Below are 23,667 nucleotides of genomic sequence, written 5' to 3' on the forward strand. Positions count from 1 at the left end.
CGAGCTTTTTAATGGTGCGCCAAGTATTGAATTTACTGCCTATCTAAATTCATCACTTTGACCCATGCCTTTACAAAGTCATTAATAAAACGCTCTTTTGAGTTATCAAATGCGTATACTTCTGAAATTGCACGAAGTTCTGAGTTAGAACCGAATATCAAATCTACCGACGTTGCTGTCCATTTAGATTGTTTTGATTTTCTATTGATACCTTCAAATACACCTGGTTGCGATGATTTTTTCCATCGAGTAGACATATCCAGCAAATTGATGAAAAAGTCATTAGAAAGTACTTCAGGTTTGTTTGTTAAGACGCCATGTGTTGCGCCTTTGTAGTTGGCATTTAAAACACGCAACCCGCCCACTAAAACGGTCATTTCAGGCACCGACAAGTCGAGCTGATCCGCTTTATCAATGAGCATTTCGGTAGGCGATTTATGACTTTTTTCAGTATCAAAGTAGTTTCTAAAGCCATCTGCATGTGGAGTGAGGAGGTTGAAAGAGTTGATGTCGGTTTGTGCTTGGCTGGCATCGCCACGACCAGCGGTAAAGGGGACAGACACATTAGTACCCGCACTTTTAGCGGCTTCTTCAATTGCTGTTGCACCAGAGAGTACGATTAAGTCGGCCAATGATACATGGCGGCGCTTTAAAAAGCCTTTATTTGCTGAAGTTTGTATTTCTTTCAGAACATTTAAGACCTTGGTGACCTCTGCCGGGTTATTGGCAGCCCACCCTTTTTGTGGTGCCAGGGCGATGCGAGCGCCATTAACACCTCCACGCATATCTGAATCACGGTAACTGGCGGCTGCACCCCATGCTACACGTACTCGCTCAGATATGCTCAGTCCTGAATTTAAGATACTTTTTTTCAATCGTTTAATATCTTTGGATCTCAATTCTGACTTAGTGCTGTCTGAGATGGGATCTTGCCAGATATGAATATCTTCAGGTACCTCGTTACCTAAAAAGTGGCGTGTAGGGCCCATATCTCTATGTGTTAATTTGTACCATGCTTTCGCGAATGCGAGTTGATATTCTTTGGGATCAGCTAAAAATCGTTCGGCAATTTTGCGATAAGCCGGGTCATATTTTAATGCCAAATCGGCGGTGGTCATTACGGGTGGATTAAACTTACCTTTAATATGGGCATCAGGCACAATTTTATGCAAAGATTTGTCTGTCGGCACCCATTGAATTGCACCTGCTGGGCTGCGCGTTTGCTGCCATTCAAATTGCAGTAAATTACTTAAATATAATGATGTCCAGCGAGTAGGTTGCTGGGTCCAAGCTCCTTCTAAGCCACTAGTCACGGTATCTTCTGAATGGCCTTTACCACAGGTATTTTTCCAACCAAGACCTTGTTGTTCTTGCGGAGCTGCGGCAGGTGCTTTTCCAAGGCATTTAGATGCTTTGTGTGCACCGTGCATTTTTCCGAATGTATGGCCACCAGCAATAAGAGCAAGTGTTTCTTCATCATTCATGGCCATACGCGCAAAAGCATGGCGAATATTTTTTGCTGAGCCTAATGGATCAGGTTTGCCTTTTGGACCTTCAGGGTTGACATAAATGAGGCCCATATGAGTGGCACCTAAAGGGCGTTGCAGTTTACCATCTTTGTGTTGCCGGTCGCTGGCGAGCATTTCAACTTCAGGACCCCAATAGACTCGGTCAGGTTCCCAATCATCTGCACGTCCACCAGCAAAGCCATACGTTTCAAAACCCATACTTTCTAAAGATACATTACCGGCTAACACCATTAAATCAGACCAAGATAATGCTTCTCCGTATTTCTGTTTTACAGGCCATAGTAAGCGTCTTGCTTTGTCTAAATTACCGTTATCAGGCCAGCTGTTTAGTGGGTCAAAGCGTTGTTGCCCACCACCAGCCCCACCTCGACCATCAAGCGTACGATAGGTGCCAGCACTGTGCCACGTCATACGAATAAAAAAGGGTCCGTAATTACCAAAGTCAGCTGGCCACCAGTCTTGAGAGGTAGTGAGCAGCTTTTCTATGTCACTTTTAACTTTGGCTAAATCAAGGCCCTTAAATGCTTTGGCGTAATCAAAGTCTTTACCTAATGGGTTTGATCGCACATCGTGATCTCTCAATGCGGATAAGTCGAGTTGGTCAGGCCACCAAAATTGATTCGATTTAGCATGGCCGTCTTTACTAATACCGCTCCCTAGCGCACCTTTAGGTTTACTTATTTGATCTGATTGTGCAACGGCGACACCTGACGCTAACGCGAGTCCCGTGAGTATTGCGATAGTTGATTTAGAAAATACTTGCTGTTTTTTCATTGTCCCAGTTCCTGTTTTAAAACGAGTGTAATCGTTTCGTGAATGACTCTATCAATTGCACAGCATGGATTGGTGATGTTGCCAATACACATGAATACAATAATTGTTCGACCGTCGTATTCATTGCTGTTGCTGAAGTGCGTTTTCTCACAACTTGGTTCCATAAAAAGAATATGGAATATGTTGTGTAATGTATTTTGAATTAAACCGATTAGTGCAATCGGAAAACTCAATTTGCTTAATTGTTATTTATACGTTACTTAGTTGTTATTGTGTGTGTCACTAGCTATTCCTCTTCATTTCTGTAAATGCAGAAGAGGATTTGACATGTTTTGTTTTTCAACTATTTGAATTTAATGTTTTTATTTTCATAAAAATAATGAAAGCTAAGAGTTGAGTAGATGTTAAGTAATCTTTATCACATAAATATCACAAATTCATAACATTTGGGTGGCAGTTAAAGTATCTTATAAATTCGTATGTTGTGTGACAGTGTGATCGATAGGAAAAGTTGACGATGATGCGTCAACTTCACTCAGGCAGGGTGGCAGGAGAATAGGGGCTTTCTCTATCTGTTAGGCTCGTTAAGAGACATCGGCCCACTTAATACCAAACTTTTGCAAGTATTTTTGTAGGCGACTTGAGTCATTCTGTTGTGTTTTTAAGGTGCGACTGACATCAAATAAGGCTCTACCCGCAGAGGCCATGGTTTTATGCTGAGCGCAGGTAGATAAAACAAAGTTAAGTTGATTGGCATCGAATACATCAAGTTGAGCGATTTGTTGTTTTGATAGATGTTGTGCGGAACAGTTTTCACTTTCTCACAATTCACGCACACTTTCCTACAGCTGAATACACGAATATTACAGGTTGTATCGGTATTATCGTTGTTATTGAAGCAAGTAATAGGACATAACAATGTTAAATAAATTTTCTCTTTTAATTGCGCTGGCATGCATCGGTGCAAGTCAGGCGAGTGAATTGAGTGACCGTAATGTCGTCACTCGTTCATTGACGGTACAAGATAGTGAGTTACAAGTTGTTGGCGCTTTGGGTTACGGTAAAAATGGGGGGGAAGACGGTATTGAAGTTGGTCTTGATGCACGGTATGGCTTAAGTGATGACTGGACAATCGGCTTAGGCCATACTCGTTATCGATTTTTAGACCGAGGAGAGAATGATTTAGGCCTTGAGCTGACTCTGGGCGCCGGTTTAAAAGGCATGTACGAAAAGTTAGGGCAAGGCAATGTTGATGTGCTGGGCTACGGTGCTGATATTATGGGTAAATATGTCTACTCTCAAGATACTGCCTTACTATTTGGTGCGCAATATGTGTTTTGGAATGTACAACATACCGATAAAAACGCGGATGAATATCGGTTTAACCTAGGAGTGCAGCATCAAGTGCTTGAGGATGTAGTAGTGAGTGCTGACTATACACTCAGGAGTCTAAATGATATGACTCAGTCAACCGCACATGAAGCCTCAGTGTCAATGAATTATGCACTTTCCAGAAGCTTAGATGCTGGAGTGTATTTGAAATACTCGAGCTTTAACCCGCAAGAGAATGGCTTTACGGCTGACAGTGCCAACAAACAAGAAGTTGGTGCTTATGTGAGCTACCGTTTCTAGTGTGACTCAGTTGGTTTTATTCATTTAGTACTTGATGATACAGCGTTTCAATAAAGGCTAAAAAAGCACTAACTTTCGGTAACTTTGCTCGATTACGAGGGTATAGTGCATAAACATCAACTTTTGGCATTCCCCACTTGGGCAGGATCTGAATTAAGCTACCTGCCTTTACTTCTTTTGCACACATATATTCAGGCAGTACAGCAACGCCTAAGCCATCTATTATGGATTGCTTAAGTAACGCAAAATCGTCAACGAGTAAACGTGGCTTGTTAGCCAAGGTGATTGACTGGCCATCTTCTGAGTTCAAATTTAACTTTGTGCCGTTACTCGCGGGGTTCATAATCAGCAGTTGATGCTCAATGAGTTGCTCAGCAGAGGTGGGGTTACCGTACTGTGTTAGGTAACGTGGGCTAGCAAATAGTTTACGTGAAACACTGCCCAATTTTTTCGCAATTAACAGTGAATCTTCTAAGTGACCAATACGTATTACAACGTCGAACCCCTCTTCAATGAAATCGACTCGTCGATTGACTAAATTGAGCTGCACGTTGATTTCAGGGTATTTATGCATAAACTTGCTAAGTGCTGGGCGCAACACTTGTTGGCCCATCGCGACCGATGTGCCAATCTTTAACTGGCCTTTATAACGATGTAACTGTTCACTGACTGAGCTATTCGCTAAATCAATCTCTTCATGTATGCGCTTGCAATGTATAAGATAATGTTTACCTGCTTCTGTTAAGTGCTGTGACCGGGTAGAACGCTCCAGCAAAGTAATATCTAACTGCTTTTCTAAGCGAGATACTTTTCTGCTGACATTTGCTTTGGGGATCCCCAACCGTTCTGCTGCTAATGTGAAACTACCAGCTTCTACTACAGCTAAAAAAACCATCATGTCATTTAAATCATATTGCATAAGTCAGTATCTAATTGTTGTTGATTATGAGAATATCATATCAATTAATGTGCATTTATCAATCTAATTAGACAGCGTACTATTACCACATCAACCAGATAAAATGACTTTACGAAGGGGAAATAGATGCAAGTATTAACAAGAGAATCATTACCATTAGGTGGCTTTGCCGGTTTAACTGAGCATCGTTTAGTGACTGACAGTCGCGTGTTTGCAGGTAGAAAAGCGCCAGATACATTCGAAGGCATTGGTAATTTTGTTTACCTAGCGGATGCTCAATTTAACCCAATGGGTGAAACGCACATGCACCCACATAAAGAAATTGATGTGATCACCATTATGATGGATGGGCGTATTAGCCATGAGGGGTCGTTAGAGCACGGACAAAGTTTAGTCGCCGGTGAGGCGCAGGTACAGCGTGCTGGTGGTGAAGGTTTTGAGCATAATGAGGTGAACCCTGATATGACCAAAAACCGCTTATTGCAGTTATGGGTATTACCGGATGAATTCGGTGAGCCTGCTGGTTTTAAGCATTATACAGTGCAGCAAGGAGTAACGCGTATTTATGGTGGAAATAAGACGCAAACTGAGGTCTTTTATAGCTCAACCATCATAGACATTGTGCGTTTAAGAGCCGGTGAAATATTCACTTCGAACAACGATGTATTGGTTTACGTCAGTAAAGGTGATGCGATATTAACGGATGGCGGTGCGTATTATGATGCAAGTGAAGGGAGCTTGGTACGCAGTGAAAATATTCGTATTGAAGCAAGTAATGACACTGAAGTGGTGGTTGTGACAGTGGCTGCTCCTTAGATAGCCTGTTTTAATCTATTAATTTATCAGGAACAAAGCCATGACACATATCAACTCACACCTGATTGCTTTGATTAACTACATTGTATTAGTGCCATTGGTGTACTTTATTCCAACCTGGGTAACGCCTTACTTGCCTAACAATCACTTACTGCAAGTCTGTATTGTTGTTGCGTTAATAGTCCCTATTATGTCTTATGTTGTGATGCCTTTGGTTGTATATTGCTTTGGAAAAAAGGCATCAATGTTAGAGAAACACTGATTGTGTCTCTCCTGTGTGTTTTCAAATAGAGGTAAGCTGATCTCGTTTTTTATAACTGTTTATCAAGCCAGTTAGTGATAAGAGGCACTAGGTTATTGTCTTTATCGAGTAATGGGTAGCCATGCTCAGCTCCTTTATAGCTGACAAACTTGCTATTTATATGCTCTGCATTTTTAAACAATGTTTGTGCGCTGCTATAGGTTCTACCATCTTGTTCCGCGGCAATAATAAGTGTAGGTATGCTGGCTAAATCATTTTTATAATGGGCGATATTGGTGTCATTTTGTGCGGATGAAAAAAACGTGATGGCTGAAATAGACTGGCTTTGGGCTAAAGTAATTGCTTGAGCACCACCACAGCTGGCACCGATAACGGCGATATTGCTATTAGGGCCACTTTTCTCTTTCAGAAAAGTGTATGCAAGCATGACATCATCAGGCCAATTTTGAGAGAGAGTTAACCAAGCCGAACGTCGAGTGTCATCTGGTTGCGATCTTACTTTTTCAATATCATATTGATGATTTACGCTTTCTCCAAATCCTCTAAAATCTAAACTTAATGCGTGAATACCTAATTGTGCCAATTGCTCACCTATCTTGGTATACATACTTCGATTGTAATTACATTGATGAAGCATTAAGACGGCACGATCGCTGGCAATGTTAGGTTTGAAATAGTCTGTTTTTAGCGCAAAGTTGTCGGAGGTGATTAGTACATTCTCTGTAGCGTGTGTCACAGTAGAAAAGCTCGCAAGGAATATGAATACGCTGAGTACTTTATAATTTTTTTTCATAATCGTTCTTTTAATTTAAGTGTTGTTCCAACTTAACGATAGCTTGTTTTTTTTTCAGTGATTTTCGTTCAGTGAGACAATAAACGCGTTAAGGTGAATTATTAGGTGATTCTAATTGCGGCACCCCAACAGGAGACCTTTGGCTATGTGTTTGGTTGTTGGTGCAGATCATTATGAGGAGCGGAGATCGTATTTGTTGTAAAAGTAATATTGATATGATGCTCGTTACTTTTTCGGAGAATGGATTTATCGCTTTGATTTTTATAGTTATATTTTTAATTTTTCTTTTTGTTTTCTATTTTTAGCAAATAATAAAAAGTGGTTAAGATTTAGGTAAACCGTAAATGTACAATGAGAGCATGTTTTAGGAAAAGGTATCATAACAATGAAAAATAGACTTTTACTTACGCTTTTAAGTACCCTGTGTTTAAGCGCTTGCTCTCAAAATATCACGCGTATAGAGAATGAACTGTTCCCGGTAACAGGCAAGAAGTATCAAAATATTTATCCTGGTACATATCAAGGCCGCGGCCCTCATCATGCTTATGATGATGTTGACTTTTTATTACCAACAGAGAAAAAAACAGTCGAACCGGGCATGATCAGTTTTGCGCATTCTGGTATTGATAAAACGTTTGGGTTTGAATATGAAAAGCTACTCTCACCGACTGCGGAAATAAATAGCCGCAATGCAGGTCATATTACCTGGCTTGGGCATGCAAGCTTTTTGATACAGAAAACCAATGGCGATGCATTCGTTACCGACCCTGTTTTTGGTGAGTTTGATGGATATGGTTGGGTTGGCAGTAAAGTCATTGATGACTTAAACCGCTTGGGCGATGCACCTATAAAAGCAGACCAACTAGATTTTGTTACGGCAATCATGGTTTCTCACAATCATTATGATCATCTTAATAGTGAAACTTTGAATCGTTTTAATGGCAACACGGCTTTGTACTTACCACTGGATACCGCTGATGATGTCAATTATCAGCAAGGTCCCATTACTGAAATGGGATGGTATACACAAACCAAACATAACAATACCGACCTTCACTTTTTGCCTGCGAATCATACGTCCAGTCATGGCGCGTTTGATACAGATGAAAGCTTATGGGGAAGTTGGCTAATGAATGATGGTAAACACACAGTCTACTTTGCTGGGGATACGGGATATAGCCCCATTTTTAAAGACATACAGCAGCAAGTTGGCGATATAGATGTGTGCCTAATGCCTATTGTTGCATACCCTCGGGGAGCAAGAAAAATGCATATGTCACCAGAAGATGCGGTGCAGGCAGCACTCGATTTAGGGTGTAAGGTGTTTATTCCATGGGGGTATGGTACCTGGGCGTTAGGGTTTGAACACGTCAATGAACCGTTACGCCGCTTAGCAAGAGCCGTTCAAGATATGAAACCTCACTTTATTGTAAAAACACTGCTAGTAGGAGAAGGCGTAAATTACGCTGAGTTATTAAACACGTCTAATTAGTATGTAATCTAACAACCACAATTGTTTTTGTTATACAGTGTTTTGGCGGCCGTTGTATGAAAAATACAGCGGCGCTTTTTACTATTTATTTGATCGCGTCTTATATAATATGTATTCAAATTCAAAGGTATGGAATGTCACTATGTTACGAATGGGCTTATTTTTGGCTGCGATCACATTAAGCGGTTGTGTTAGTTTCACCGATGCAGAACGGTTGCTTGCTAAAGACTGGCGCTATGCAACAGATTCACATGGAAGCCGAGCCATTTTTGATGGACGCTTGGTGAAAGATGGACAGATTGATATGGTTTTTTCGCGAGTTCCCAGACTTGATAAGGCGAATAACTCGTGGGTTGAATTAATTTATGATATTCCGCAGCGTTCTCTCGAAGGTTACGAAAGCGTCACCGTGACTTATCAAAGTGATAGGGTACTTATTATTAAATTGTCGCAAAGAGATTATGGTGGACAAGGTGACAAAAGTTATGCGCATTATCAAGTTACCTTACCAGAGGTAGATAAAAAGACGACACACACTGTAATGTTATCTGATTTTTCTCGTCCTGCTTGGACACCACCGTGGTCAATTGATAAAGGGGCAATTAAAGCACATATTAATGCCTTATATTTTGTACCTAGCTTAACAGATAAGCATGGTGGTCAAGCACAGTTGAGCATCTCTGCATTAACGTTAAACCGAAAGTGAAACGGTTTAATAATGGCTGATATTTAATTAACCTCAGCTCTGGATAAGCGAATTTGCCCAATAAAGCTATTTTTCTCTCTCTCGGCGTTGCTTTCATTTGTAATAGCCCGCTATTACTGCATAAAAGCGCCTTGATATTGAACAAAATAACATCATTGGATTGTACGTAAGTTTATTTTCAAAACATTTTCTATTCCAAAATCCTTATCCAAACCTGAGGTTAATTAAGCCTATTGCGTATTATCAATGAACGGACTTTTTGTATGACAAGGTAAACGCTGGTTGCCATTTGGTTGTGATAATTGAAATAGTCGTTTTACGGCCAAAATCGCGGTGACCACATTCGCGACTGCAATGGCGATAAACATACCAACGAGCGAAAAGTGGTACAATCCAACAATAGCGAGAGGTAACGTGAGTATAATTTTGTGGCTAAAGCTCAGCGCATTTGCTTGGGTCGCTTGGTTTATTGCATTTAAATAAGATTGTGTGAGCATGACAAAGCCAGCCCCAATTAAGCTGATGGGTACGAATAAGAGAAAGGCCGCTAAGTCGGCTTGTAACTCGTTACTTAAATTGAGTGCCACAAAGATAAAATGAGCGTTGCTATACAAAACGACCGCAACGGCAATTTGAATGATAAAAATGATAGCAAAACTATTCATGATAAGTAACTTTACTCGCGAATATTCATTTGCCCACCAGTTTGCAGCGAGAATACCTGGCAGTGATGCCGTAAATACCATAGGGGTTAATAAAGCGACTGCTTCAATTCGAAATAAAATACTCAATAATGGTAATTTTTGATGAGCCACGCTTGCCACAAAATACGTGAGCACACCAATACAAACAGGCATGTACAATTGTTGTAAAGCCGCATTGAGCCCCGTGACCGATATTTGTCTAAAAGTGTTACGCCATTTTATGTTCGGGAGCACAAGGGTATTAATACCAAGTATTCGAAACGTAATTAGCAATGACACAAGCGCAAAGCTACTGTCAGAAATTAAATGGGCATACCCTGCACCTATGATGCCGCTATTTAAAGATTGGACACACGTGCCGTCCCCAATGAACATATAGCTTAATGCAAACTTACAGAGCATCCATAAAGTCAGTAACGTACTTGCTGGCTTTATATGCCCTAAGCTACGCAGTATGCCATTGCATTGCCAAATGAGTACCAATGGTAACCAAGAGATTAATCGTAAATTGGTGTATTGTGTGACAAGAGAGAAGACGTCTAAGTCCGCTGTTGATGCTGCGGATGAATTGGTGCCTAACATTTTGTATATAAAGGGACTGGCGATATAAAGCAGCATCGACATCATGAGTGTAAGTACAGATACCACAACCAAAGTTCTTATCACATTGGTATTTACTCCCCCCATAATATTGTTATTGTCGGTAGATGAAGTTTGAGATTTGACTCGGCATATCCAGTTGTTGGTTGCGATAGATAGAGCAATTGTTAAGCCTGTCATCGCGATCGAAATGGGGGCATTGAAACTTAACGCAGAAAGGTGTGCTGAGCATAGTTTAGCAATTAAAGTGATTTCAAATAAATCATAAGTAACTAATAAAAAAATAGCTGGAAAAATGGGCAAAGAACTATAAATAATAAGCTTCAAAGCAGAGGTATTTAACATCCATTGTTGTTTGCATTGTGGCATGTATATTTTATATTCCGTTAGTGAATAAGAAAAAGATATTGTGTCGTAAATAATAGACCGTGCAATTGGCAAAAAAGTTCTAGGTAAAGGTTAGTTAATACTATCTGTATTTATCACAGTGTGTTGCGAGCATGGATTGACCTAAAGGCGTGGAGTGTCGTTGGCGTAATTAAAGTGCACGTGCTAATTTGTAGTTATACTTTGAAAGAATAGGTTTTTTAAAGTAGCTCAGGGTGTGCTTGGTTGAATCAGTGACTCGGAATATGAAGAAGTACTCTCAATGCAGGAGCACTTCTTATTATGGATCATGTTAAATTAAGGCATGCAGATCTCATTTACGGCAGAATAACATTCTCTACCTGTTCTACATCCTAAAAACGCCGCTGTGTCACATCCTAAGCTATAACAAGCTCCCTGTGTTGCGCCTTGACCGCCCACGATATTTGGCGTTTGGTTTTTAGCGATAAATGTTGCATTTTGGCTGAGTTGCTTAATATTTTTCTTATTTAATTTTATTTTCATCTTTAATATCCTTTTTTAATGTGAATTGTTAATATATCATATTATTTTTGTTGGTGTATGTTTTGTTTTTGTAATCCTGTATTTCTGCTTTTATAAGGCTACTAATTTTTATTCTGTCCCTCCTAGCTAAATTGATGATGCCACTTTTTATATAGTAATGAACGAATTTACTTGTCATTCATAAGCAATGAATAAAGGGGGACTCTATATTTCACCATTTATATGAAGCGGATCACTATCATTTTTATGGGGAGTGCTGGAGTAATTAACGAGCTGAGAAAGTATTACCGTTATTGAGGTAAATATTGTTCAGTACATGAAGTAAAAGCAGAAGTGAATGCAGTGAGGTTTGGCTCGAAAGCGCCGAGCACTGTTAATGCTTGTGCTTCAGCGTTTTATATTGAAAGTAGCCGCTATGTCGAAGCGGCGAAAATAAAGCGGTGTATTTCCCCCTCATTTTGTCAATATGTTATACAGATTTAAATAGCGGTTGATGTGTGTGGTGTTTTGCTGCGACTTAACACAATAAGCCCACCTTGGATGATAAATAAATAAGCGCCAGATACGGGCATGATATAGGCAGCCACGGTGCCTAAAAATATAAAGCTCCAGCCCAATTGTGACGGCACTTTTAGACCTTGTTTGATCATTGTTTGCAGTGCGAGGCCAAATGTTATCCAAAAAGCGCCAGTTAATAGGAACCAGATAATGGCTTCCCTTTTGAAGTTCATTTCTCCATTGGTCATAGTGGCGCTAAACCAACCACTGTCATGCATTTCTATTAGAGTCGGCCAGCCCAAAATAACCCCTATCATGGTGTGAAGCACACCAGTAAAAAATAAAGCATATCCTGAATATTTAGTTAAGTTCATGGTTAATCTCCTTGTTGTATGACGGGTAAAAATTGTTGAGCAATTAATGCTGATAGCTTTAGGCATTGCGTTACATCAGGCTGCGGTTTTATGTGTAAGAGGCCTAAAAATTGTGCATACGATATTGCTGCGAGATCTGTGGCTTGCTCAGAGTTGAGTCCTAATTCTTGATAACATGAGGCTAAAAATGCTTGGCGTTGACTGTCTATTTTCTCTAAATGCGTGACGATAAATGTTTCAGTGAGTGACCATGCCCGAATATGTATTTCAGCCTCAATGTTATTACTTGCAATGACTTGGTCAAGTTTTTGTAACTTTTCTAAGGGCGAGCTTTGGGTGTTAGCTTGCGCGATAAAATTGACAGTGGTTTGCTCATACCAATACTGCATTAATGCATGCACAAAGTCATCTCTACTTTTAAAGTGGTGATAGAATGAGCCTTTGGTGACTTCAAAATTTTGGCATAAATTTGCAATTTTGAGCTGTTGTGGACCAAATTTCACGAGCTGTGTGAGCGCTTTTTCGAGCCATTGGGCTTTACTAAGTTGTTGGGATTTTTTATTCATAATCGCTGCTCTTGCACAGCATTGTGGATAACCACTCGGGCAATTATCCAATGAAATGGCGTGATGAGTGCCATATATAATCGGCCTATAGGGGTTTTAAGGTTGACTAATGTTGAAACGGTTGCTTGTTGACCATCTGTTGTCACGCTCATATAAAACTGCATATGCTTATCTTCAGCAAAACTAATGATCTCTTGATCATGGACAGAGATGACGGTCATAAACCCCGCAGAGTCGCCGAGTTTTAAGTCTGTTTTTTCCATGTGTAATGTGCTGTCTGTAGCTACCTTGAAGCCAAAGTACTTGACGGTTTTGTTACGGATATTCATCAATGTATCTACCCACTTAGGCATACGAGAAAATATATTAAGTTGCGCTTTCGCAGCGCTTATTGATGGTTGGCTAACAGGGGCGCTTAAGGCATCTCGAAAGCTATGCTTGCTGCGTTTTGATGCTAAAAAATCATCTTTTGGTACAGAAACTGCTTTTACTTTCCACATAAACTACTCCTTCAATATATACATACCATACCTTATGGTATGTATATATTGTGCTTTTATTATGCAGTTGTAAAGTGATTAATAACTTTGATGTTATTAAACATGCCCACCAAGGTGGAGAAATAAAAGACAATGCGCTTAAAGCATTGGTTACAAGCCCCCTATTTAAAGCAAAAATTGAGCAAGTAAAAAAAGGTAAGGGACGTTTTAAACGTAAAGCGAAACATCAAGACCAAGAGCCTTATCTTATAGCAGTGTAGCGAGCTCTAAGATAAGGCTTTTCTAGAGTGATAGCTTGGTTTTATGGTAGGAGCTGACGCTTTAATAGTGCAGTGGTCGTCTGGTTTTTGACCTTCGGATAAGCGGGTATGTTACGGAATTATTTAGCTGTAAGGCCATACTATTTAACACCGTTATTTTTGAACAGCTGAGCGGCGAGTAAACCTGCTAACATGCCAAAAAAATGGCTACTCCAACTGATGTTTGGCTGATAGCTGAGCAGTGAAAAAGCAAGTCCTCCATAAATAAAAAAGACCACAATAGCGATGAAAATATTTTTAACGTTACGTTGAAAAAAAGCCAAGGCGAGTAAGTAACCCCATAATCCAAATATCATCAAACTGGCGCCTGCATGATGTGCCGCTGAGCCTAATAACCAAACACCGCTGCCAGCGGCGAGCGTAATAAAAGCGAACACGAGACTATATTGTTTAAACCCATTTTGTAGAGCAAGAAACGATAACAAAGCCAGTGGGATCGCATTTGATGCTAAGTGTAGCCAGTTGTGATGTATCCATGGTGCTAAGGGAATCCCGATTAATCCCATTGTGGTACGAGGAATAATACCAAACTGCGAAATGATGCCATTTGTTACTGTGTTAAGTAGCTGAATAAGCAGCATGATTAAAAGTAGTACGGCGATGATCTTGATTGACTGTCTAAATGGCATTGAACGTTTCCGAATATCAAGTTTAAAGTGTTTTTAATATGACAATAATTACCGTAAAGGTGTGGATATCTTATGTGCATAATGCATTAATTACCCCATGTAATTGTAACAGCATATTCCCATTTTGGTTATGCATAAAGAATTAAGTTAAATTAAAATAAAAGCTTACATAATTTATTTACGCCAAGTAATTTATTACACAAATAGGGATTTTTAGTGAGAAGCACTTGGTTATCTTGTCGGGGTATGTAGAATGGGAGCTTAAACTTTTACTAAAACAGATCAGGTGACAATGAATGTCCGATTTTAAAGTTTGGAAACTGATTAGTCTGTTTTGTTTGTTTAGCTTAATGCTGGGTTGTGAATCGAAGGAAGAACGTACACAACAAACAATCAAATACACACTACAAGAAGCTTCACGTGAGATTAATGCCTTAGGTGAAGCGCTTGAAAAAAAACAAATACGAAATGCGGTATTACTTAGTGAATATGGCAACGTACTCAGTCAGCAAAACCCACAATTTAGTGCCATTGCAGAACTTGTCGCGCAAGATGCAACGACGCAAGGCCCTTTGTATCAAAATTTACTCACCCGCTATCGTCAGTTGAAAGCACCAGAGCCAACGATGCACAGTGACGATATTATTACGCAAGCGATGTTATTAAAAGAAGCCGCGACGCGAAGTCTATTTGCAGACGCATTAACCGACCCAATTAATGTATTGGCAGATATGTCAAATGGTACGCTGGCACGTGTAGGGGCCATTAGTAAAGCGGCTGAAGATGCCGCCAATGGCCAAGCCGGTGTCGGTAATCAATTAGTAGGAAATGCCAACTACGGGCAATGGGAAACCCAATCTAATGGCACCAATTTTTGGATGTGGTATGGCATGTATCGAATGTTTGGTGATCTCGTTGGAGGAGTGGAGTATGGCCGTTGGAGCAAACACAGGAAGTATAGTTATTACAACGATTATGGACGAAAACGCTATACCAGTTATAGTAACTATAAGCGTCAAACCGCGGTTGAACAGCGCACTCGCCAGTCTTATAAAAGCCAAGGAAAGCAGTTTACCAGCCCTTATGCCAAAACCAAAGCTGGCGCATCAGGGTTGAGTCGTAGTAGCCATACCCCATCATCAGCAACGCGCAGTAGTTACTCGAGAAACAGTAGCTATGCTAAGTCAAATTCTGGCTCGGTGCGTAATAGCTCAAGTAGAACCTCGCGCGGTGTTAGCCGAGGAAAGTAACGAATTAGATAGCGGAGTTTATAAAAATGTACCAAATTAACGGATTAACGGCTTGGTCTCTTCAAGCGCTATTGATAGATATGATTGTTATCATTGCGTTGTTTGTGAGCCTTAAATACATAAAAGGGTGGGTCTCGAACCTCCATGCGAACGATGAAATAACAGAAAAAGATAACTTTGCATTTGGGTTAAGTTTTGCGGGCGGGCTTGCTGGACTCGCAGTGGTCTTAACCGGCATTACCAGTGGTGCTTTTGCTGATTCATTATTAGAAGAAGCGACCCAGATGGCAGGTTATGGTGTGGTGGGAATCGTTCTAATTAAAATAGGGCACTTCTTTCAAGATAAAGTGGCATTGAAAAAAGTCGATTTACATGGCGAGATCCTCAAAGGCAATATTACCGCAGCCCTGATTGATTTTGGTCATGTGTTAAGTGTTGCAATTGTGATCCGCTCGGCATTAGTTTGGGTATTAACAGAAGGTTGGTATGGCTTACCTATTGTTGTAATTGCGTTTGTCATAGGTAATATTTGTATGCTGCTAGTGAGTCAATATCGCGTTCAGTTATTTAAGCGTACGAATCGCAATGGTGACTGTTTACAGCAAGCTATTTTAGATAACAATATTGCGGTTGGGATCCGCTATGCAGGGTTTTTGATTGGCAGTGCATTGGCGTTAACAGCGGCGACTGGGATTGCACCGTACGTGGCAGACACGATTACTTCAAGTTTGATTTATTGGAGCGTATCAGCACTGGGCAGTATAATCGCATTTATCGTGTTGCATTTAGTGATGATCAAAATAATTCTTGCAGGGAAAGACATTTCAGATGAAGTGAATCGTCAGAAAAATATTGGCGTAGCAACAATTTCAGCGGCAATTTCGTTTGCGGTAGGTATCACTATGGCCACATTACTTGGCGTATAAACTTTGACAAGCGCATCTTCGCAAAACTCTGAAAACGTGACCAGCAACCTTAAGTTGCTCGGTCACGATATCTTACTAATTAGTGTCATGGCGATTCTTGCTGGCTGTGGCTTAATTTATGAATATTTATTATCTCACTATGCAGGGCGCGTTCTAGGTTCTGTAGAAAGCGCCATTTATGCCATGATTGGGACAATGATTGTTGCCATGGGGATAGGGGCGTTTTTAGCCCGTTGGTTTAAAGACCCATTTACTGCATTTGCATGGCTTGAAAGTTTAATTGCGCTGCTAGGCATGAGTAGTATTTTGATTATTGCCAGTGTTATTGCCTTAACTTATACCCTCCCTCATACATTTTCCAGCCTGTATAACTTACCTGCTGATGCGGTAGTTGATGGCAGAATATTTGAATCACTGCAAAGTGCCGCACGTTTTTTACCGTATATTTTTGGATTAATGCTCGGTATTTTTATTGGTATGGAGATCCCTTTGATTGCGCGTATTCGTCAGCATGTTTATGGGCGATTTTTAGAAAACAACGCAGGTACAATTTACGGTGCTGATTATATTGGCGCGGGTATTGGCGCTGCAATATGGGTGATGATCATGTTGGCGTTGCCGATAATGCAAGCCGCAGCATGGACGGCATTATTTAACGTGATTGCGGGGCTGATGTTTTTGTGGCGTTATCATCAGCATGTGCGTTTCGCTAAGCTGTTATTGTTATGTCATGTGTTGCTGCTTGGATTGTTTTTAGTATTGCTAAGTTATGGCTCTGTGTGGATGAAAGACTTGAGTAATGTTTTGTATAAAGACAAAGTGATTTATTCTGAGTCGACTAAGTATCAACATGTTGTGGTGACTGAGCGATTGAGTCGCACGCAAGCAATGCCTATTAATGATTTATTTTTAAACGGCCGCTTACAATTTTCCAGCGCCGATGAGCAGATTTACCATACTATGCTGGTATACCCTGCGATGTTAGCGGCTAATCGCCACGACCGAGTATTAATTATCGGTGGCGGTGATGGATTAGCACTGCGCGACGTACTTAAATGGCCAGTTAAAGAAGCGACACTCATTGATTTAGATGGTCAGTTACTGTCGCTATTTGGTTTGAAAGGTCAACCTTTCCCTGCGTTACCTGAGATAACAACTAAGCTATCGGCATTAAATAACGACGCATTGAACGATCCTCGTGCTAACGTTATTGTCACCGATGCTTTTCTAGAAGTGGAGAAAATGCTTGATGAAGGGTTATTGTTTGACAGTATTATTATTGACTTGCCCGACCCAAATCATCCCGACTTGAATAAGCTTTATAGTGATTACTTTTATAATCATGTTAGACAGTTATTGTCACCCGACGGTGCATTATCGATTCAATCGACTTCTCCGTATCACGCAAAGAATGCGTTTATCAGTATTGCTAAAACGGTGCAGCAAGCTGGGTTTGCTCATGTTGAGCAATATCAGCAGAATATTCCTTCATTTGGTCAATGGGGATGGACAATTGCAACTCGAACAGGTCAAAGTGCCAGTGAAAGAATCAAAGCCGTTAACGATTTTCCTGTACCAAGCAATTGGGTTAATCAAGAATATTTACAAGCTGCATTTGCTTTTCCAAATAAATTTTTTGATGAAAATAAAAGTATAGAAGTCAATAGACTGGGTTCTGGTGTGTTGTACGATTATTATCGTCAGGCATGGCAAACAGAAGCCGAGTTGTATAAAAATTAAAATGGAAGGTTGACATAATATGTCAGCTATGCAAATCTTAACTCAGACATAATATGTCATAGTGAATAAGGTATATAAGATGGAATTAAATGAATTATCAATCAAACTTGCATCATTTGAAACTGAAGGTGCAAATTTTGAGTCATTCTTAGTTGCGAACGAAGGCGAGCAAGAAGTGTTGCAGGTCATTGTAGATGGCAATGATGAGTTACCTATTTTTGTTACTCAAACAGAAGAGCAGCTACTTTGTATCAGTTACTTATTTAATGAAGCAGAAGTCAAAACTGAACTGCGCCATGAATTGAACGAAGCCTTATTAAAGTTAAATGTACCAATTCCTTTGAGTGCATTCGCTAAAATTGATGATCAGTATGCAATATTTGGTGCTTTAGCGGTGAGTTCATCTTTTGATGAAGTGACACATGAGCTAGTAACATTAGCCGATAATGCAATCGACGCTTTAGACGCTGTGACCGCTTATTTAAACGAATAATAGTGGAGTAAGTTATGAGTATTTTAAAGAAGTTATTTACCGCTGTACGTGGTGGTGCCAGAGAAGTTGGTGAGTCGATTGTGGATGCGAATGGCATTCGCATATTTGAGCAAGAGATAGCGGATGCACAGAATGCGCTGCATAAAGCCAAGAAAAGCTTAACGGAAGTGATGGCGAAAGAAATGCAAACCAAGCGTAAAATTAGCGCTTTAGATGACAGTATTGCCGAGCATGAAGAATACGCAGGCCAAGCGTTAGCGAAAGGTAATGAAGCATTAGCAATGGAAATTGCTGAAAAAATTGGTGATTTTGAAACAGAGAAATCTGAACATGATCAAGTACTAGCTGGCTTTAGTAACCATATTGTGGTTTTAAAGCAACAAGTTAAAGATGCTGAGAAATCAATCAAAGAGAACCAACGTCAATTAACGATGGTTAAAACGACTGAAAGTGTTCAGCAAGCAACAATGGCAGTAAATAGCACATTGAATACTAATGAGTCATCAATGACCAACGCGCGTCAATCGTTAGAGCGTATTAAACAACGTCAACAAGATAGACAAGATCAACTCGGTGCAGCGAAGCAACTAGAAGCATCTGCTAATGGTGATGATCTAAAAGCGAAGCTTGCTGAAGCGGGTATTGGTGAGCAAAATCAAAAGAGTAATGATATTCTTGCGCGTATAAAAGCAAAACAAAACGGATAATTGGTTTTACTCTGATAAAGGAGGCTGTGCCTCCTTTTTTGGTTTGGTATTATTGTAAATAAGGCTTCTTATGTTTGGTTTTTTTAAATCTAAAAAAGCGCCAGAGCGCGAACTCTCTCATCCAAGTCAGTTAGCCGTTGGTGATATGCTGACACTGATTGATTCATTTGCGTACCCGGGTTGGCTTAAAGGTCAAACGCTTAAAGTAACCGATGTACAAACTTATCAATATCAGCATAACGCAGAGTACGAGTTTGTACTGGAAAGTGAATCTGGCAAAGTGACTTTCCTGCAAATTGAACGCAATGATGGCGAAGAGTTTGCTAACTTTTCGGTCAAAATTCAGCGAGAAGAAGTGGATGTTATTTTTACTTTGGATGAATTTGCACGTATTTTCGATGAAGAGCAGTTAAGTGAGATCACGACTGTTGCGCAACCCGATGCTTATGCACATTTCTTAGCGGATAAATATAAGCAAAGTGAAACGCCTTATGTGTGCTATTTCCATGCAAAAGACTACAGAAATCAAACTTTACCGCGCTATCAAGATGAATCTGGCGAGCCATGTGAAGTGATCAGCTTAATTTCAAGTGACGAAAGTCACAGTATTAATATTGAGATTTGGGAAGGGGGAGAAACCGAAGTGTCTTTGACACTGAGTCGCCCTGTAAGTGACGTAATTGACTTGTTCCCAGGGTAAAGGTCGTGACAGATAAGCAAGCCAAGTGGCAACGACAAGAACAAGCCGTTCGAGCCACGCAGATGGCATTTGATTTGACCAGCGATGTGCAAAAAAGCATTAAAAAGCAAGCCGTTGATGAAGAGTTAACCCCATCAGATATGATCCGAAAGATTTTACAATTAGATGTGAAATCTAAAAAGACGCGGCAAAGACTGTCATTTAATCTGAATGATGATGAAATTGCAGAGCTGGCAATACGTTTTGGGGTTGCGACAGATGATAAAAGAGCGGTAAAGCAGCAAGTTGCCGATATTCTGATCCAGAAATTTTCAAAAGGTGAGTAGCAGCCTAGGCGCTTATCAATTTGGTATGGGGGTTTTGTATTACCGCTATTTCTGCACCGTCAAAAGCTGGGCTCCGTTGAAAGTGATTTCCAATTAACTTTGCGTAGCCCAATTCTGCAACGGCGTTGCAATTCAATATTTTTTCGTCGCCACTCGTGCCAACATATATTGTTCCAGAGGCTTCAACATAGCGCCTTTCTATATATACTTGAGCACAGTGATCAGGTATACATACGCCCGCATACGTTGCAAATAAACTTGCGCAGCATAAAGAGAGTAAATAGTTAGATAACGTCATTTTTTCTGTGAAACTCCAGTGTATGTGTATTTTTCACAAGGTATTTATATTCAATTAGGTTTACTCTAAGGTTGTCATGCAATTGTACCTTTAAAAGATTGGGTATGGAGCGTTCGAGTCCCCCACCAATACCCCATCTGATATGATGTTACAGCTGTTTATTCATTGACTAAGACCCGCACGAAAAGGACTATTATGGAAAAAACACGTATTAAGCTACTGCGTTATAATGATATTGCAGTTAGTACAGTCTTTGACAAAGAAGCGGCGTTATTGGCCCAATTGCAAACTAACACGTTAGATCAAAGCTTAGTTTTATGGCGAACTAAAGTACCAACATTGGTTTTACCTGCGGGTAACAAATGGCCCATGAGTTCCTCACTGGAAAGCGCGTTATCTGAAATAGGGTGGCAATTATTTACTCGAAAAACAGGTGGTGCACCGGTTCCACAAACCGACCGTGTTATTAACGTATCTCATTTATATCATTGGCCAACCTCGAAACCTTATTCAATTGTTTTGGCATACCAATATTTATGTCGGGCTTTAACTGGCTTTTTGGCATCGTTTGGTATCACCTGTGATGTCCATGCCACGCCTGGGTCATACTGTGACGGCGACTATAATCTAAATATTGCAGGTAAAAAAATAGTAGGTACAGCACAGCGTGTTGTCGTAACAAAAGGCGGAGGGCGAATTGTATTGGCGCAAGCATGTATTTTAATAGATGCATTAATGGAAGAGTTGGTTAAACCGGTTAACCTTTGTTATACCCATTGTGGTTATCAAGAATTAATCAAAGCAGATGTACATACCTCTTTATTTGAGCATATAGACGAACGTTTAAATGTCGATATGTTGTTTTCAAAGCTTCAACAAGCCTTTATGGATAGCCAGTTGTATTCCAGTTTTGAATAGTGTGTAATTTATTCAATATAGAATGATTACCTTTACTTTTATTTTACCTGCTTTACTCTCATCTGAGTGCTGTCACTTTTTATTGTGAGCAGCGAGGGATTTTGAGTTTGTATAATCGCGTTCTAGGATGAGTATGATTTTGCAGTATAGAAAGCCGCTAAGTCGTTATGTAACACAACTCACAACGGCTGTGCTTTTATCGATGTTGTGTGTCAGTAATTGCTTTGCGACGGTGAAGATTGCCGTTGTCGGTAAAACTAAAAATGACAGTTTCTATGAACAGTCTTATAAAGGGTGTGTACACTTCGCGAAAACACATGCCAATTTAGAGTGCGTATACGACGGTGCTGATGACTATCAGGATGTGCGTACACAAGTATTGATAGTAGAAGAGCTCGTGAAAAAAGGCATTGATGGGGTACTTTTATCCACGACTGATTCAACCTTTTTAGTTGAGGGAGCCCTTAAGGCTGCAAAGCGACAGGGGATCCCTGTGATCACCTTTGACTCAGATTTGTTACCCGAACATCAAACCTACAGATTGGCCTATGTAGGTACAAATAACTTTGATTTTGGTAAGGCATTAGGAGAGGTAGCCAAAAAATATCGCAACAATGATTCACCGCGGTTTTGTATTCAATCAGGCCACCACACGACGCCTAATTTGAATGAACGCATTAGAGGAGTTCGTTACTCTTTGAATAGCGAAGTGCGTGCACCGCATGAAAAAGGTAATATTTGGAAAGAGTATGAACGATGCCCTTTTTATACGATGGGCCGAAGAGAAGATGCGCTTAACCAGCTGCTTGCAATGGTGAGAACACCTAACCCGCCGATATTTATTGCTGTCGCAGGGTTCGCACAGTTTAACCCTCGATATATTGAAATGTTGCGCCCCTACAAGAGTAAAATTCAAAATAAACAAGCAATTATTATTTCGGCTGATACCGAGCAAGTGCAATTAAGTGCCTTGCAACAAGGGCTTGCAACTGAAAATGTGGGCCAAAACCCATTTCAAATGGGTATAACGGGTGCGCAATTATTGTATGATGTGATTATGTATAAAAAGGAGCCTGACAAAGACAGTTATTTTTTAGACTTTCACTATTGCCAGCAAACTAACACGCAGACATGTACGGTTAATCATTAGTTGTTTGCTCATTTTCAGTTAACGATATATTTTGGATCGCTCGATGACTTCAATGTCATAACCATCAGGGTCGGTGATAAAAAAGAAGGTGGCAATTAAGGTAGAGTGATTGAAAAATTGTTTTATTTCTTTAGGCTTGTAACCAAGCTCAATGGCGAGTTGGTGCAGCGAATTAAGATCTGGCGTCGCGAAAGCGAGGTGACCATAGCCATTACCTAATTCATACTGGTTTTTTTGTGCATGGTTATGTGTTAATTCGAGTTCAAAATCACTGTCTTCATTACCTAAATAAATCAGTGTAAAGTCATCAAATGTCAAACGACGCTTTTCATGCAAGTTAAATAATGCGTGATAAAATTTAATAGATTGTTCAGCGTTGGTTACTCTAACCATCGTATGGATCATTTTAGCCATGTTGTTCCCGGAGTAAATATGTGTGAATTATATGCCTCGCAACCACAGTTGCTATACGACACAACCAAGCGCTCAATTCGAATTCAAGGTGTTGTTACGAGCTTAGCGCTTGAAAATCAAATGTGGCATTTACTAGAGCAAATTGCACAACAAGAGCAGAGCTCAGTTGCAGAGTTTATTTCCGTCTTATATCAAGAGATTATAGAACGTCACGGTGAAGTAAAAAACTTAGCATCAATGCTGCGCGTTACTTGCTTAACGTATGTGCTCAATGATAACGGACGTAGCTCAAGTTGGGGTAGTAACTGAGTACTACGTTTTAACTCATGTCTATTTTAATCGTTAAGGCAGGTAGTATGGAAAAAATTGAAGTTAATACTTACTTATTAAATAAGCCATTTACAACAGTGAGTCAGCCATTTGGTGAAGGCGTTGATGTGTATAAAGTAAAAGATAAAATGTTTGCCACCTTAGCCCGAGGTAAAATGGGCAAGGCAGACAGCAATTATTGGTGGATGAATTTAAAGTGTGACCCTGATGAAGCTGCAATACTGCGAGATATCTTTGATGCCGTGATCCCTGGTTACCATATGAATAAACGCCTTTGGAACACCATTATTCTCGATGGCTCAATTCCCCAAGGAGAAATTGAGCGGATGATAGATAATTCATTTTTGCTGGTGGTAGGTAAAATGACGAAAGCTGCGCAAAAGGCAATTCTTCAAAGGTAGATTCCGTGG

29 protein-coding genes are annotated in these 23,667 nt (G+C 40.2%); 17 read left to right on the forward strand and 12 right to left on the reverse strand.

The annotated features are described in order from the left end of the window. Nucleotides 1-32 precede the first annotated feature (32 nt). Together katG and PAUR_RS23765 are read right to left on the reverse strand one after the other, a co-directional pair. A complete protein-coding gene (gene katG / locus PAUR_RS03675; protein WP_192506464.1) occupies nt 33-2,303 on the reverse strand; it encodes a catalase/peroxidase HPI in 2,271 nt (756 codons plus the stop codon). Nucleotides 2,304-2,319: 16 nt separating this feature from the next. Then, nucleotides 2,320-2,454: a hypothetical protein gene (locus PAUR_RS23765; protein ID WP_263973684.1), complete on the reverse strand. Its 135-nt coding sequence runs from the start codon at nt 2,452-2,454 to the stop codon at nt 2,320-2,322. A gap of 767 nt (nt 2,455-3,221) precedes the next feature. On the opposite strand from PAUR_RS23765, the gene PAUR_RS03680 reads away from it, so the two are divergent. Next, nucleotides 3,222-3,935: a hypothetical protein gene (locus PAUR_RS03680; RefSeq protein WP_192506465.1), complete on the forward strand. Its 714-nt coding sequence runs from the start codon at nt 3,222-3,224 to the stop codon at nt 3,933-3,935. Nucleotides 3,936-3,951: 16 nt separating this feature from the next. Here the strand turns inward: PAUR_RS03680 and PAUR_RS03685 are convergent, their stop codons facing one another. Next, nucleotides 3,952-4,854 (reverse strand): LysR family transcriptional regulator, encoded by a 903-nt coding sequence (locus PAUR_RS03685; protein WP_192506466.1) that lies wholly within the window; start codon nt 4,852-4,854, stop codon nt 3,952-3,954. Nucleotides 4,855-4,980: 126 nt separating this feature from the next. Here PAUR_RS03685 and PAUR_RS03690 point away from each other — a divergent pair, with 126 nt between their 5' ends. Together PAUR_RS03690 and PAUR_RS03695 are read left to right on the forward strand one after the other, a co-directional pair. Further along, nucleotides 4,981-5,670: a pirin family protein gene (locus PAUR_RS03690; RefSeq protein ID WP_192506467.1), complete on the forward strand. Its 690-nt coding sequence runs from the start codon at nt 4,981-4,983 to the stop codon at nt 5,668-5,670. Between the two features lie 40 nt (nt 5,671-5,710). Beyond that, nucleotides 5,711-5,932 (forward strand): hypothetical protein, encoded by a 222-nt coding sequence (locus PAUR_RS03695; protein WP_192506468.1) that lies wholly within the window; start codon nt 5,711-5,713, stop codon nt 5,930-5,932. A 49-nt stretch (nt 5,933-5,981) separates the two neighbouring features. Here the strand turns inward: PAUR_RS03695 and PAUR_RS03700 are convergent, their stop codons facing one another. Continuing rightward, nucleotides 5,982-6,725, reverse strand: coding sequence for an alpha/beta hydrolase (locus PAUR_RS03700; RefSeq protein ID WP_192506469.1), 744 nt, complete (start codon nt 6,723-6,725; stop codon nt 5,982-5,984). Nucleotides 6,726-7,110: 385 nt separating this feature from the next. Here PAUR_RS03700 and PAUR_RS03705 point away from each other — a divergent pair, with 385 nt between their 5' ends. Next, entirely contained in the window at nt 7,111-8,217 is a 1,107-nt protein-coding gene (locus tag PAUR_RS03705; protein WP_192506470.1) for an MBL fold metallo-hydrolase, read from the forward strand. A gap of 142 nt (nt 8,218-8,359) precedes the next feature. Continuing rightward, nucleotides 8,360-8,923: a hypothetical protein gene (locus PAUR_RS03710; RefSeq protein ID WP_192506471.1), complete on the forward strand. Its 564-nt coding sequence runs from the start codon at nt 8,360-8,362 to the stop codon at nt 8,921-8,923. Nucleotides 8,924-9,153: 230 nt separating this feature from the next. Here the strand turns inward: PAUR_RS03710 and PAUR_RS03715 are convergent, their stop codons facing one another. From PAUR_RS03715 to PAUR_RS03735, 5 genes are all read right to left on the reverse strand, one after another. After that, a complete protein-coding gene (locus PAUR_RS03715; RefSeq protein ID WP_192506472.1) occupies nt 9,154-10,596 on the reverse strand; it encodes an MATE family efflux transporter in 1,443 nt (480 codons plus the stop codon). 315 nt (nt 10,597-10,911) lie between these two features. After that, on the reverse strand, nt 10,912-11,118 hold the full coding sequence (locus tag PAUR_RS03720; protein WP_192506473.1) for a hypothetical protein: 207 nt from the start codon (nt 11,116-11,118) through the stop codon (nt 10,912-10,914). Nucleotides 11,119-11,597: 479 nt separating this feature from the next. Then, nucleotides 11,598-11,990 (reverse strand): DUF6463 family protein, encoded by a 393-nt coding sequence (locus PAUR_RS03725; protein ID WP_192506474.1) that lies wholly within the window; start codon nt 11,988-11,990, stop codon nt 11,598-11,600. A gap of 2 nt (nt 11,991-11,992) precedes the next feature. Then, nucleotides 11,993-12,556 (reverse strand): TetR/AcrR family transcriptional regulator, encoded by a 564-nt coding sequence (locus tag PAUR_RS03730; RefSeq protein WP_192506475.1) that lies wholly within the window; start codon nt 12,554-12,556, stop codon nt 11,993-11,995. Further along, a complete protein-coding gene (locus PAUR_RS03735; RefSeq protein ID WP_192506476.1) occupies nt 12,553-13,056 on the reverse strand; it encodes a DUF2867 domain-containing protein in 504 nt (167 codons plus the stop codon). The genes PAUR_RS03730 and PAUR_RS03735 overlap by 4 nt, the downstream gene beginning before the upstream one ends. 77 nt (nt 13,057-13,133) lie before the next feature. Here PAUR_RS03735 and arfA point away from each other — a divergent pair, with 77 nt between their 5' ends. Continuing rightward, nucleotides 13,134-13,316, forward strand: coding sequence for an alternative ribosome rescue factor ArfA (arfA, locus tag PAUR_RS03740; RefSeq protein ID WP_192506552.1), 183 nt, complete (start codon nt 13,134-13,136; stop codon nt 13,314-13,316). 140 nt (nt 13,317-13,456) lie between these two features. Here the strand turns inward: arfA and PAUR_RS03745 are convergent, their stop codons facing one another. After that, nucleotides 13,457-14,005, reverse strand: a complete 549-nt coding sequence (locus tag PAUR_RS03745; protein ID WP_192506477.1) for a rhomboid family intramembrane serine protease — start codon at nt 14,003-14,005, stop codon at nt 13,457-13,459. A 296-nt stretch (nt 14,006-14,301) separates the two neighbouring features. Between PAUR_RS03745 and PAUR_RS03750 the strand changes: the two genes are divergently transcribed. The 7 genes from PAUR_RS03750 (at nt 14,302) to PAUR_RS03780 (ending at nt 20,147) form a co-directional block, all read left to right on the forward strand. Continuing rightward, nucleotides 14,302-15,255, forward strand: coding sequence for a CHAD domain-containing protein (locus PAUR_RS03750; RefSeq protein WP_192506478.1), 954 nt, complete (start codon nt 14,302-14,304; stop codon nt 15,253-15,255). Between the two features lie 26 nt (nt 15,256-15,281). Next, nucleotides 15,282-16,181, forward strand: a complete 900-nt coding sequence (locus PAUR_RS03755) for a DUF350 domain-containing protein (RefSeq protein WP_192506479.1) — start codon at nt 15,282-15,284, stop codon at nt 16,179-16,181. A 3-nt stretch (nt 16,182-16,184) separates the two neighbouring features. Then, nucleotides 16,185-17,921 carry a polyamine aminopropyltransferase gene (locus tag PAUR_RS03760; protein WP_192506480.1) on the forward strand — a complete coding sequence of 579 codons (1,737 nt, stop codon included), beginning with the start codon at nt 16,185-16,187 and terminating at the stop codon, nt 17,919-17,921. 79 nt (nt 17,922-18,000) lie between these two features. Then, nucleotides 18,001-18,414 carry a YjfI family protein gene (locus PAUR_RS03765; protein WP_192506481.1) on the forward strand — a complete coding sequence of 138 codons (414 nt, stop codon included), beginning with the start codon at nt 18,001-18,003 and terminating at the stop codon, nt 18,412-18,414. 14 nt (nt 18,415-18,428) lie between these two features. After that, the gene (locus PAUR_RS03770) at nt 18,429-19,121 is read left to right on the forward strand and encodes a PspA/IM30 family protein (RefSeq protein WP_192506482.1); all 693 of its coding nucleotides are present in this window, start codon (nt 18,429-18,431) and stop codon (nt 19,119-19,121) included. Nucleotides 19,122-19,191: 70 nt separating this feature from the next. Beyond that, nucleotides 19,192-19,821: a hypothetical protein gene (locus PAUR_RS03775; RefSeq protein ID WP_192506483.1), complete on the forward strand. Its 630-nt coding sequence runs from the start codon at nt 19,192-19,194 to the stop codon at nt 19,819-19,821. Nucleotides 19,822-19,883: 62 nt separating this feature from the next. Further along, nucleotides 19,884-20,147, forward strand: a complete 264-nt coding sequence (locus tag PAUR_RS03780; protein ID WP_225738286.1) for a hypothetical protein — start codon at nt 19,884-19,886, stop codon at nt 20,145-20,147. 4 nt (nt 20,148-20,151) lie between these two features. Here the strand turns inward: PAUR_RS03780 and PAUR_RS03785 are convergent, their stop codons facing one another. Next, nucleotides 20,152-20,445 carry a hypothetical protein gene (locus PAUR_RS03785; protein WP_192506485.1) on the reverse strand — a complete coding sequence of 98 codons (294 nt, stop codon included), beginning with the start codon at nt 20,443-20,445 and terminating at the stop codon, nt 20,152-20,154. Nucleotides 20,446-20,640: 195 nt separating this feature from the next. Here PAUR_RS03785 and PAUR_RS03790 point away from each other — a divergent pair, with 195 nt between their 5' ends. Both PAUR_RS03790 and PAUR_RS03795 read left to right on the forward strand, forming a co-directional pair. Next, nucleotides 20,641-21,363 (forward strand): lipoate--protein ligase family protein, encoded by a 723-nt coding sequence (locus PAUR_RS03790; protein ID WP_192506486.1) that lies wholly within the window; start codon nt 20,641-20,643, stop codon nt 21,361-21,363. A gap of 133 nt (nt 21,364-21,496) precedes the next feature. After that, nucleotides 21,497-22,513, forward strand: coding sequence for a substrate-binding domain-containing protein (locus PAUR_RS03795; protein WP_192506487.1), 1,017 nt, complete (start codon nt 21,497-21,499; stop codon nt 22,511-22,513). A gap of 18 nt (nt 22,514-22,531) precedes the next feature. Here PAUR_RS03795 and PAUR_RS03800 read toward each other — a convergent pair whose 3' ends face one another. Beyond that, on the reverse strand, nt 22,532-22,927 hold the full coding sequence (locus tag PAUR_RS03800) for a VOC family protein (RefSeq protein ID WP_192506488.1): 396 nt from the start codon (nt 22,925-22,927) through the stop codon (nt 22,532-22,534). An 18-nt stretch (nt 22,928-22,945) separates the two neighbouring features. Here PAUR_RS03800 and PAUR_RS03805 point away from each other — a divergent pair, with 18 nt between their 5' ends. Together PAUR_RS03805 and PAUR_RS03810 are read left to right on the forward strand one after the other, a co-directional pair. Continuing rightward, on the forward strand, nt 22,946-23,236 hold the full coding sequence (locus tag PAUR_RS03805) for a ribbon-helix-helix domain-containing protein (protein ID WP_192506489.1): 291 nt from the start codon (nt 22,946-22,948) through the stop codon (nt 23,234-23,236). 47 nt (nt 23,237-23,283) lie between these two features. After that, on the forward strand, nt 23,284-23,658 hold the full coding sequence (locus PAUR_RS03810) for an MmcQ/YjbR family DNA-binding protein (RefSeq protein ID WP_192506490.1): 375 nt from the start codon (nt 23,284-23,286) through the stop codon (nt 23,656-23,658). Nucleotides 23,659-23,667 lie beyond the last annotated feature (9 nt).

It is taken from the genome of Pseudoalteromonas aurantia 208, assembly GCF_014858725.1.
In the GTDB taxonomy this organism is placed as follows: domain Bacteria; phylum Pseudomonadota; class Gammaproteobacteria; order Enterobacterales; family Alteromonadaceae; genus Pseudoalteromonas; species Pseudoalteromonas aurantia.

Excerpts from the sequence above, each read along its gene's own strand:
- katG (WP_192506464.1), bottom strand. The coding sequence starts at position 2,303 with ATGAAAAAACAGCAAGTATTTTCTAAATCAACTATCGCAATACTCACG.
- PAUR_RS03680 (WP_192506465.1), top strand. The coding sequence starts at position 3,222 with ATGTTAAATAAATTTTCTCTTTTAATTGCGCTGGCATGCATCGGTGCA.
- PAUR_RS03685 (WP_192506466.1), bottom strand. The coding sequence starts at position 4,854 with ATGCAATATGATTTAAATGACATGATGGTTTTTTTAGCTGTAGTAGAA.
- PAUR_RS03690 (WP_192506467.1), top strand. The coding sequence starts at position 4,981 with ATGCAAGTATTAACAAGAGAATCATTACCATTAGGTGGCTTTGCCGGT.
- PAUR_RS03695 (WP_192506468.1), top strand. The coding sequence starts at position 5,711 with ATGACACATATCAACTCACACCTGATTGCTTTGATTAACTACATTGTA.
- PAUR_RS03700 (WP_192506469.1), bottom strand. The coding sequence starts at position 6,725 with ATGAAAAAAAATTATAAAGTACTCAGCGTATTCATATTCCTTGCGAGC.
- PAUR_RS03705 (WP_192506470.1), top strand. The coding sequence starts at position 7,111 with ATGAAAAATAGACTTTTACTTACGCTTTTAAGTACCCTGTGTTTAAGC.
- PAUR_RS03710 (WP_192506471.1), top strand. The coding sequence starts at position 8,360 with ATGTTACGAATGGGCTTATTTTTGGCTGCGATCACATTAAGCGGTTGT.
- PAUR_RS03715 (WP_192506472.1), bottom strand. The coding sequence starts at position 10,596 with ATGCCACAATGCAAACAACAATGGATGTTAAATACCTCTGCTTTGAAG.
- PAUR_RS03720 (WP_192506473.1), bottom strand. The coding sequence starts at position 11,118 with ATGAAAATAAAATTAAATAAGAAAAATATTAAGCAACTCAGCCAAAAT.
- PAUR_RS03725 (WP_192506474.1), bottom strand. The coding sequence starts at position 11,990 with ATGAACTTAACTAAATATTCAGGATATGCTTTATTTTTTACTGGTGTG.
- PAUR_RS03730 (WP_192506475.1), bottom strand. The coding sequence starts at position 12,556 with ATGAATAAAAAATCCCAACAACTTAGTAAAGCCCAATGGCTCGAAAAA.
- PAUR_RS03735 (WP_192506476.1), bottom strand. The coding sequence starts at position 13,056 with ATGTGGAAAGTAAAAGCAGTTTCTGTACCAAAAGATGATTTTTTAGCA.
- PAUR_RS03745 (WP_192506477.1), bottom strand. The coding sequence starts at position 14,005 with ATGCCATTTAGACAGTCAATCAAGATCATCGCCGTACTACTTTTAATC.
- PAUR_RS03750 (WP_192506478.1), top strand. The coding sequence starts at position 14,302 with ATGTCCGATTTTAAAGTTTGGAAACTGATTAGTCTGTTTTGTTTGTTT.
- PAUR_RS03755 (WP_192506479.1), top strand. The coding sequence starts at position 15,282 with ATGTACCAAATTAACGGATTAACGGCTTGGTCTCTTCAAGCGCTATTG.
- PAUR_RS03765 (WP_192506481.1), top strand. The coding sequence starts at position 18,001 with ATGGAATTAAATGAATTATCAATCAAACTTGCATCATTTGAAACTGAA.
- PAUR_RS03770 (WP_192506482.1), top strand. The coding sequence starts at position 18,429 with ATGAGTATTTTAAAGAAGTTATTTACCGCTGTACGTGGTGGTGCCAGA.
- PAUR_RS03775 (WP_192506483.1), top strand. The coding sequence starts at position 19,192 with ATGTTTGGTTTTTTTAAATCTAAAAAAGCGCCAGAGCGCGAACTCTCT.
- PAUR_RS03780 (WP_225738286.1), top strand. The coding sequence starts at position 19,884 with ATGGCATTTGATTTGACCAGCGATGTGCAAAAAAGCATTAAAAAGCAA.
- PAUR_RS03785 (WP_192506485.1), bottom strand. The coding sequence starts at position 20,445 with ATGACGTTATCTAACTATTTACTCTCTTTATGCTGCGCAAGTTTATTT.
- PAUR_RS03790 (WP_192506486.1), top strand. The coding sequence starts at position 20,641 with ATGGAAAAAACACGTATTAAGCTACTGCGTTATAATGATATTGCAGTT.
- PAUR_RS03795 (WP_192506487.1), top strand. The coding sequence starts at position 21,497 with ATGATTTTGCAGTATAGAAAGCCGCTAAGTCGTTATGTAACACAACTC.
- PAUR_RS03800 (WP_192506488.1), bottom strand. The coding sequence starts at position 22,927 with ATGGCTAAAATGATCCATACGATGGTTAGAGTAACCAACGCTGAACAA.
- PAUR_RS03805 (WP_192506489.1), top strand. The coding sequence starts at position 22,946 with ATGTGTGAATTATATGCCTCGCAACCACAGTTGCTATACGACACAACC.
- PAUR_RS03810 (WP_192506490.1), top strand. The coding sequence starts at position 23,284 with ATGGAAAAAATTGAAGTTAATACTTACTTATTAAATAAGCCATTTACA.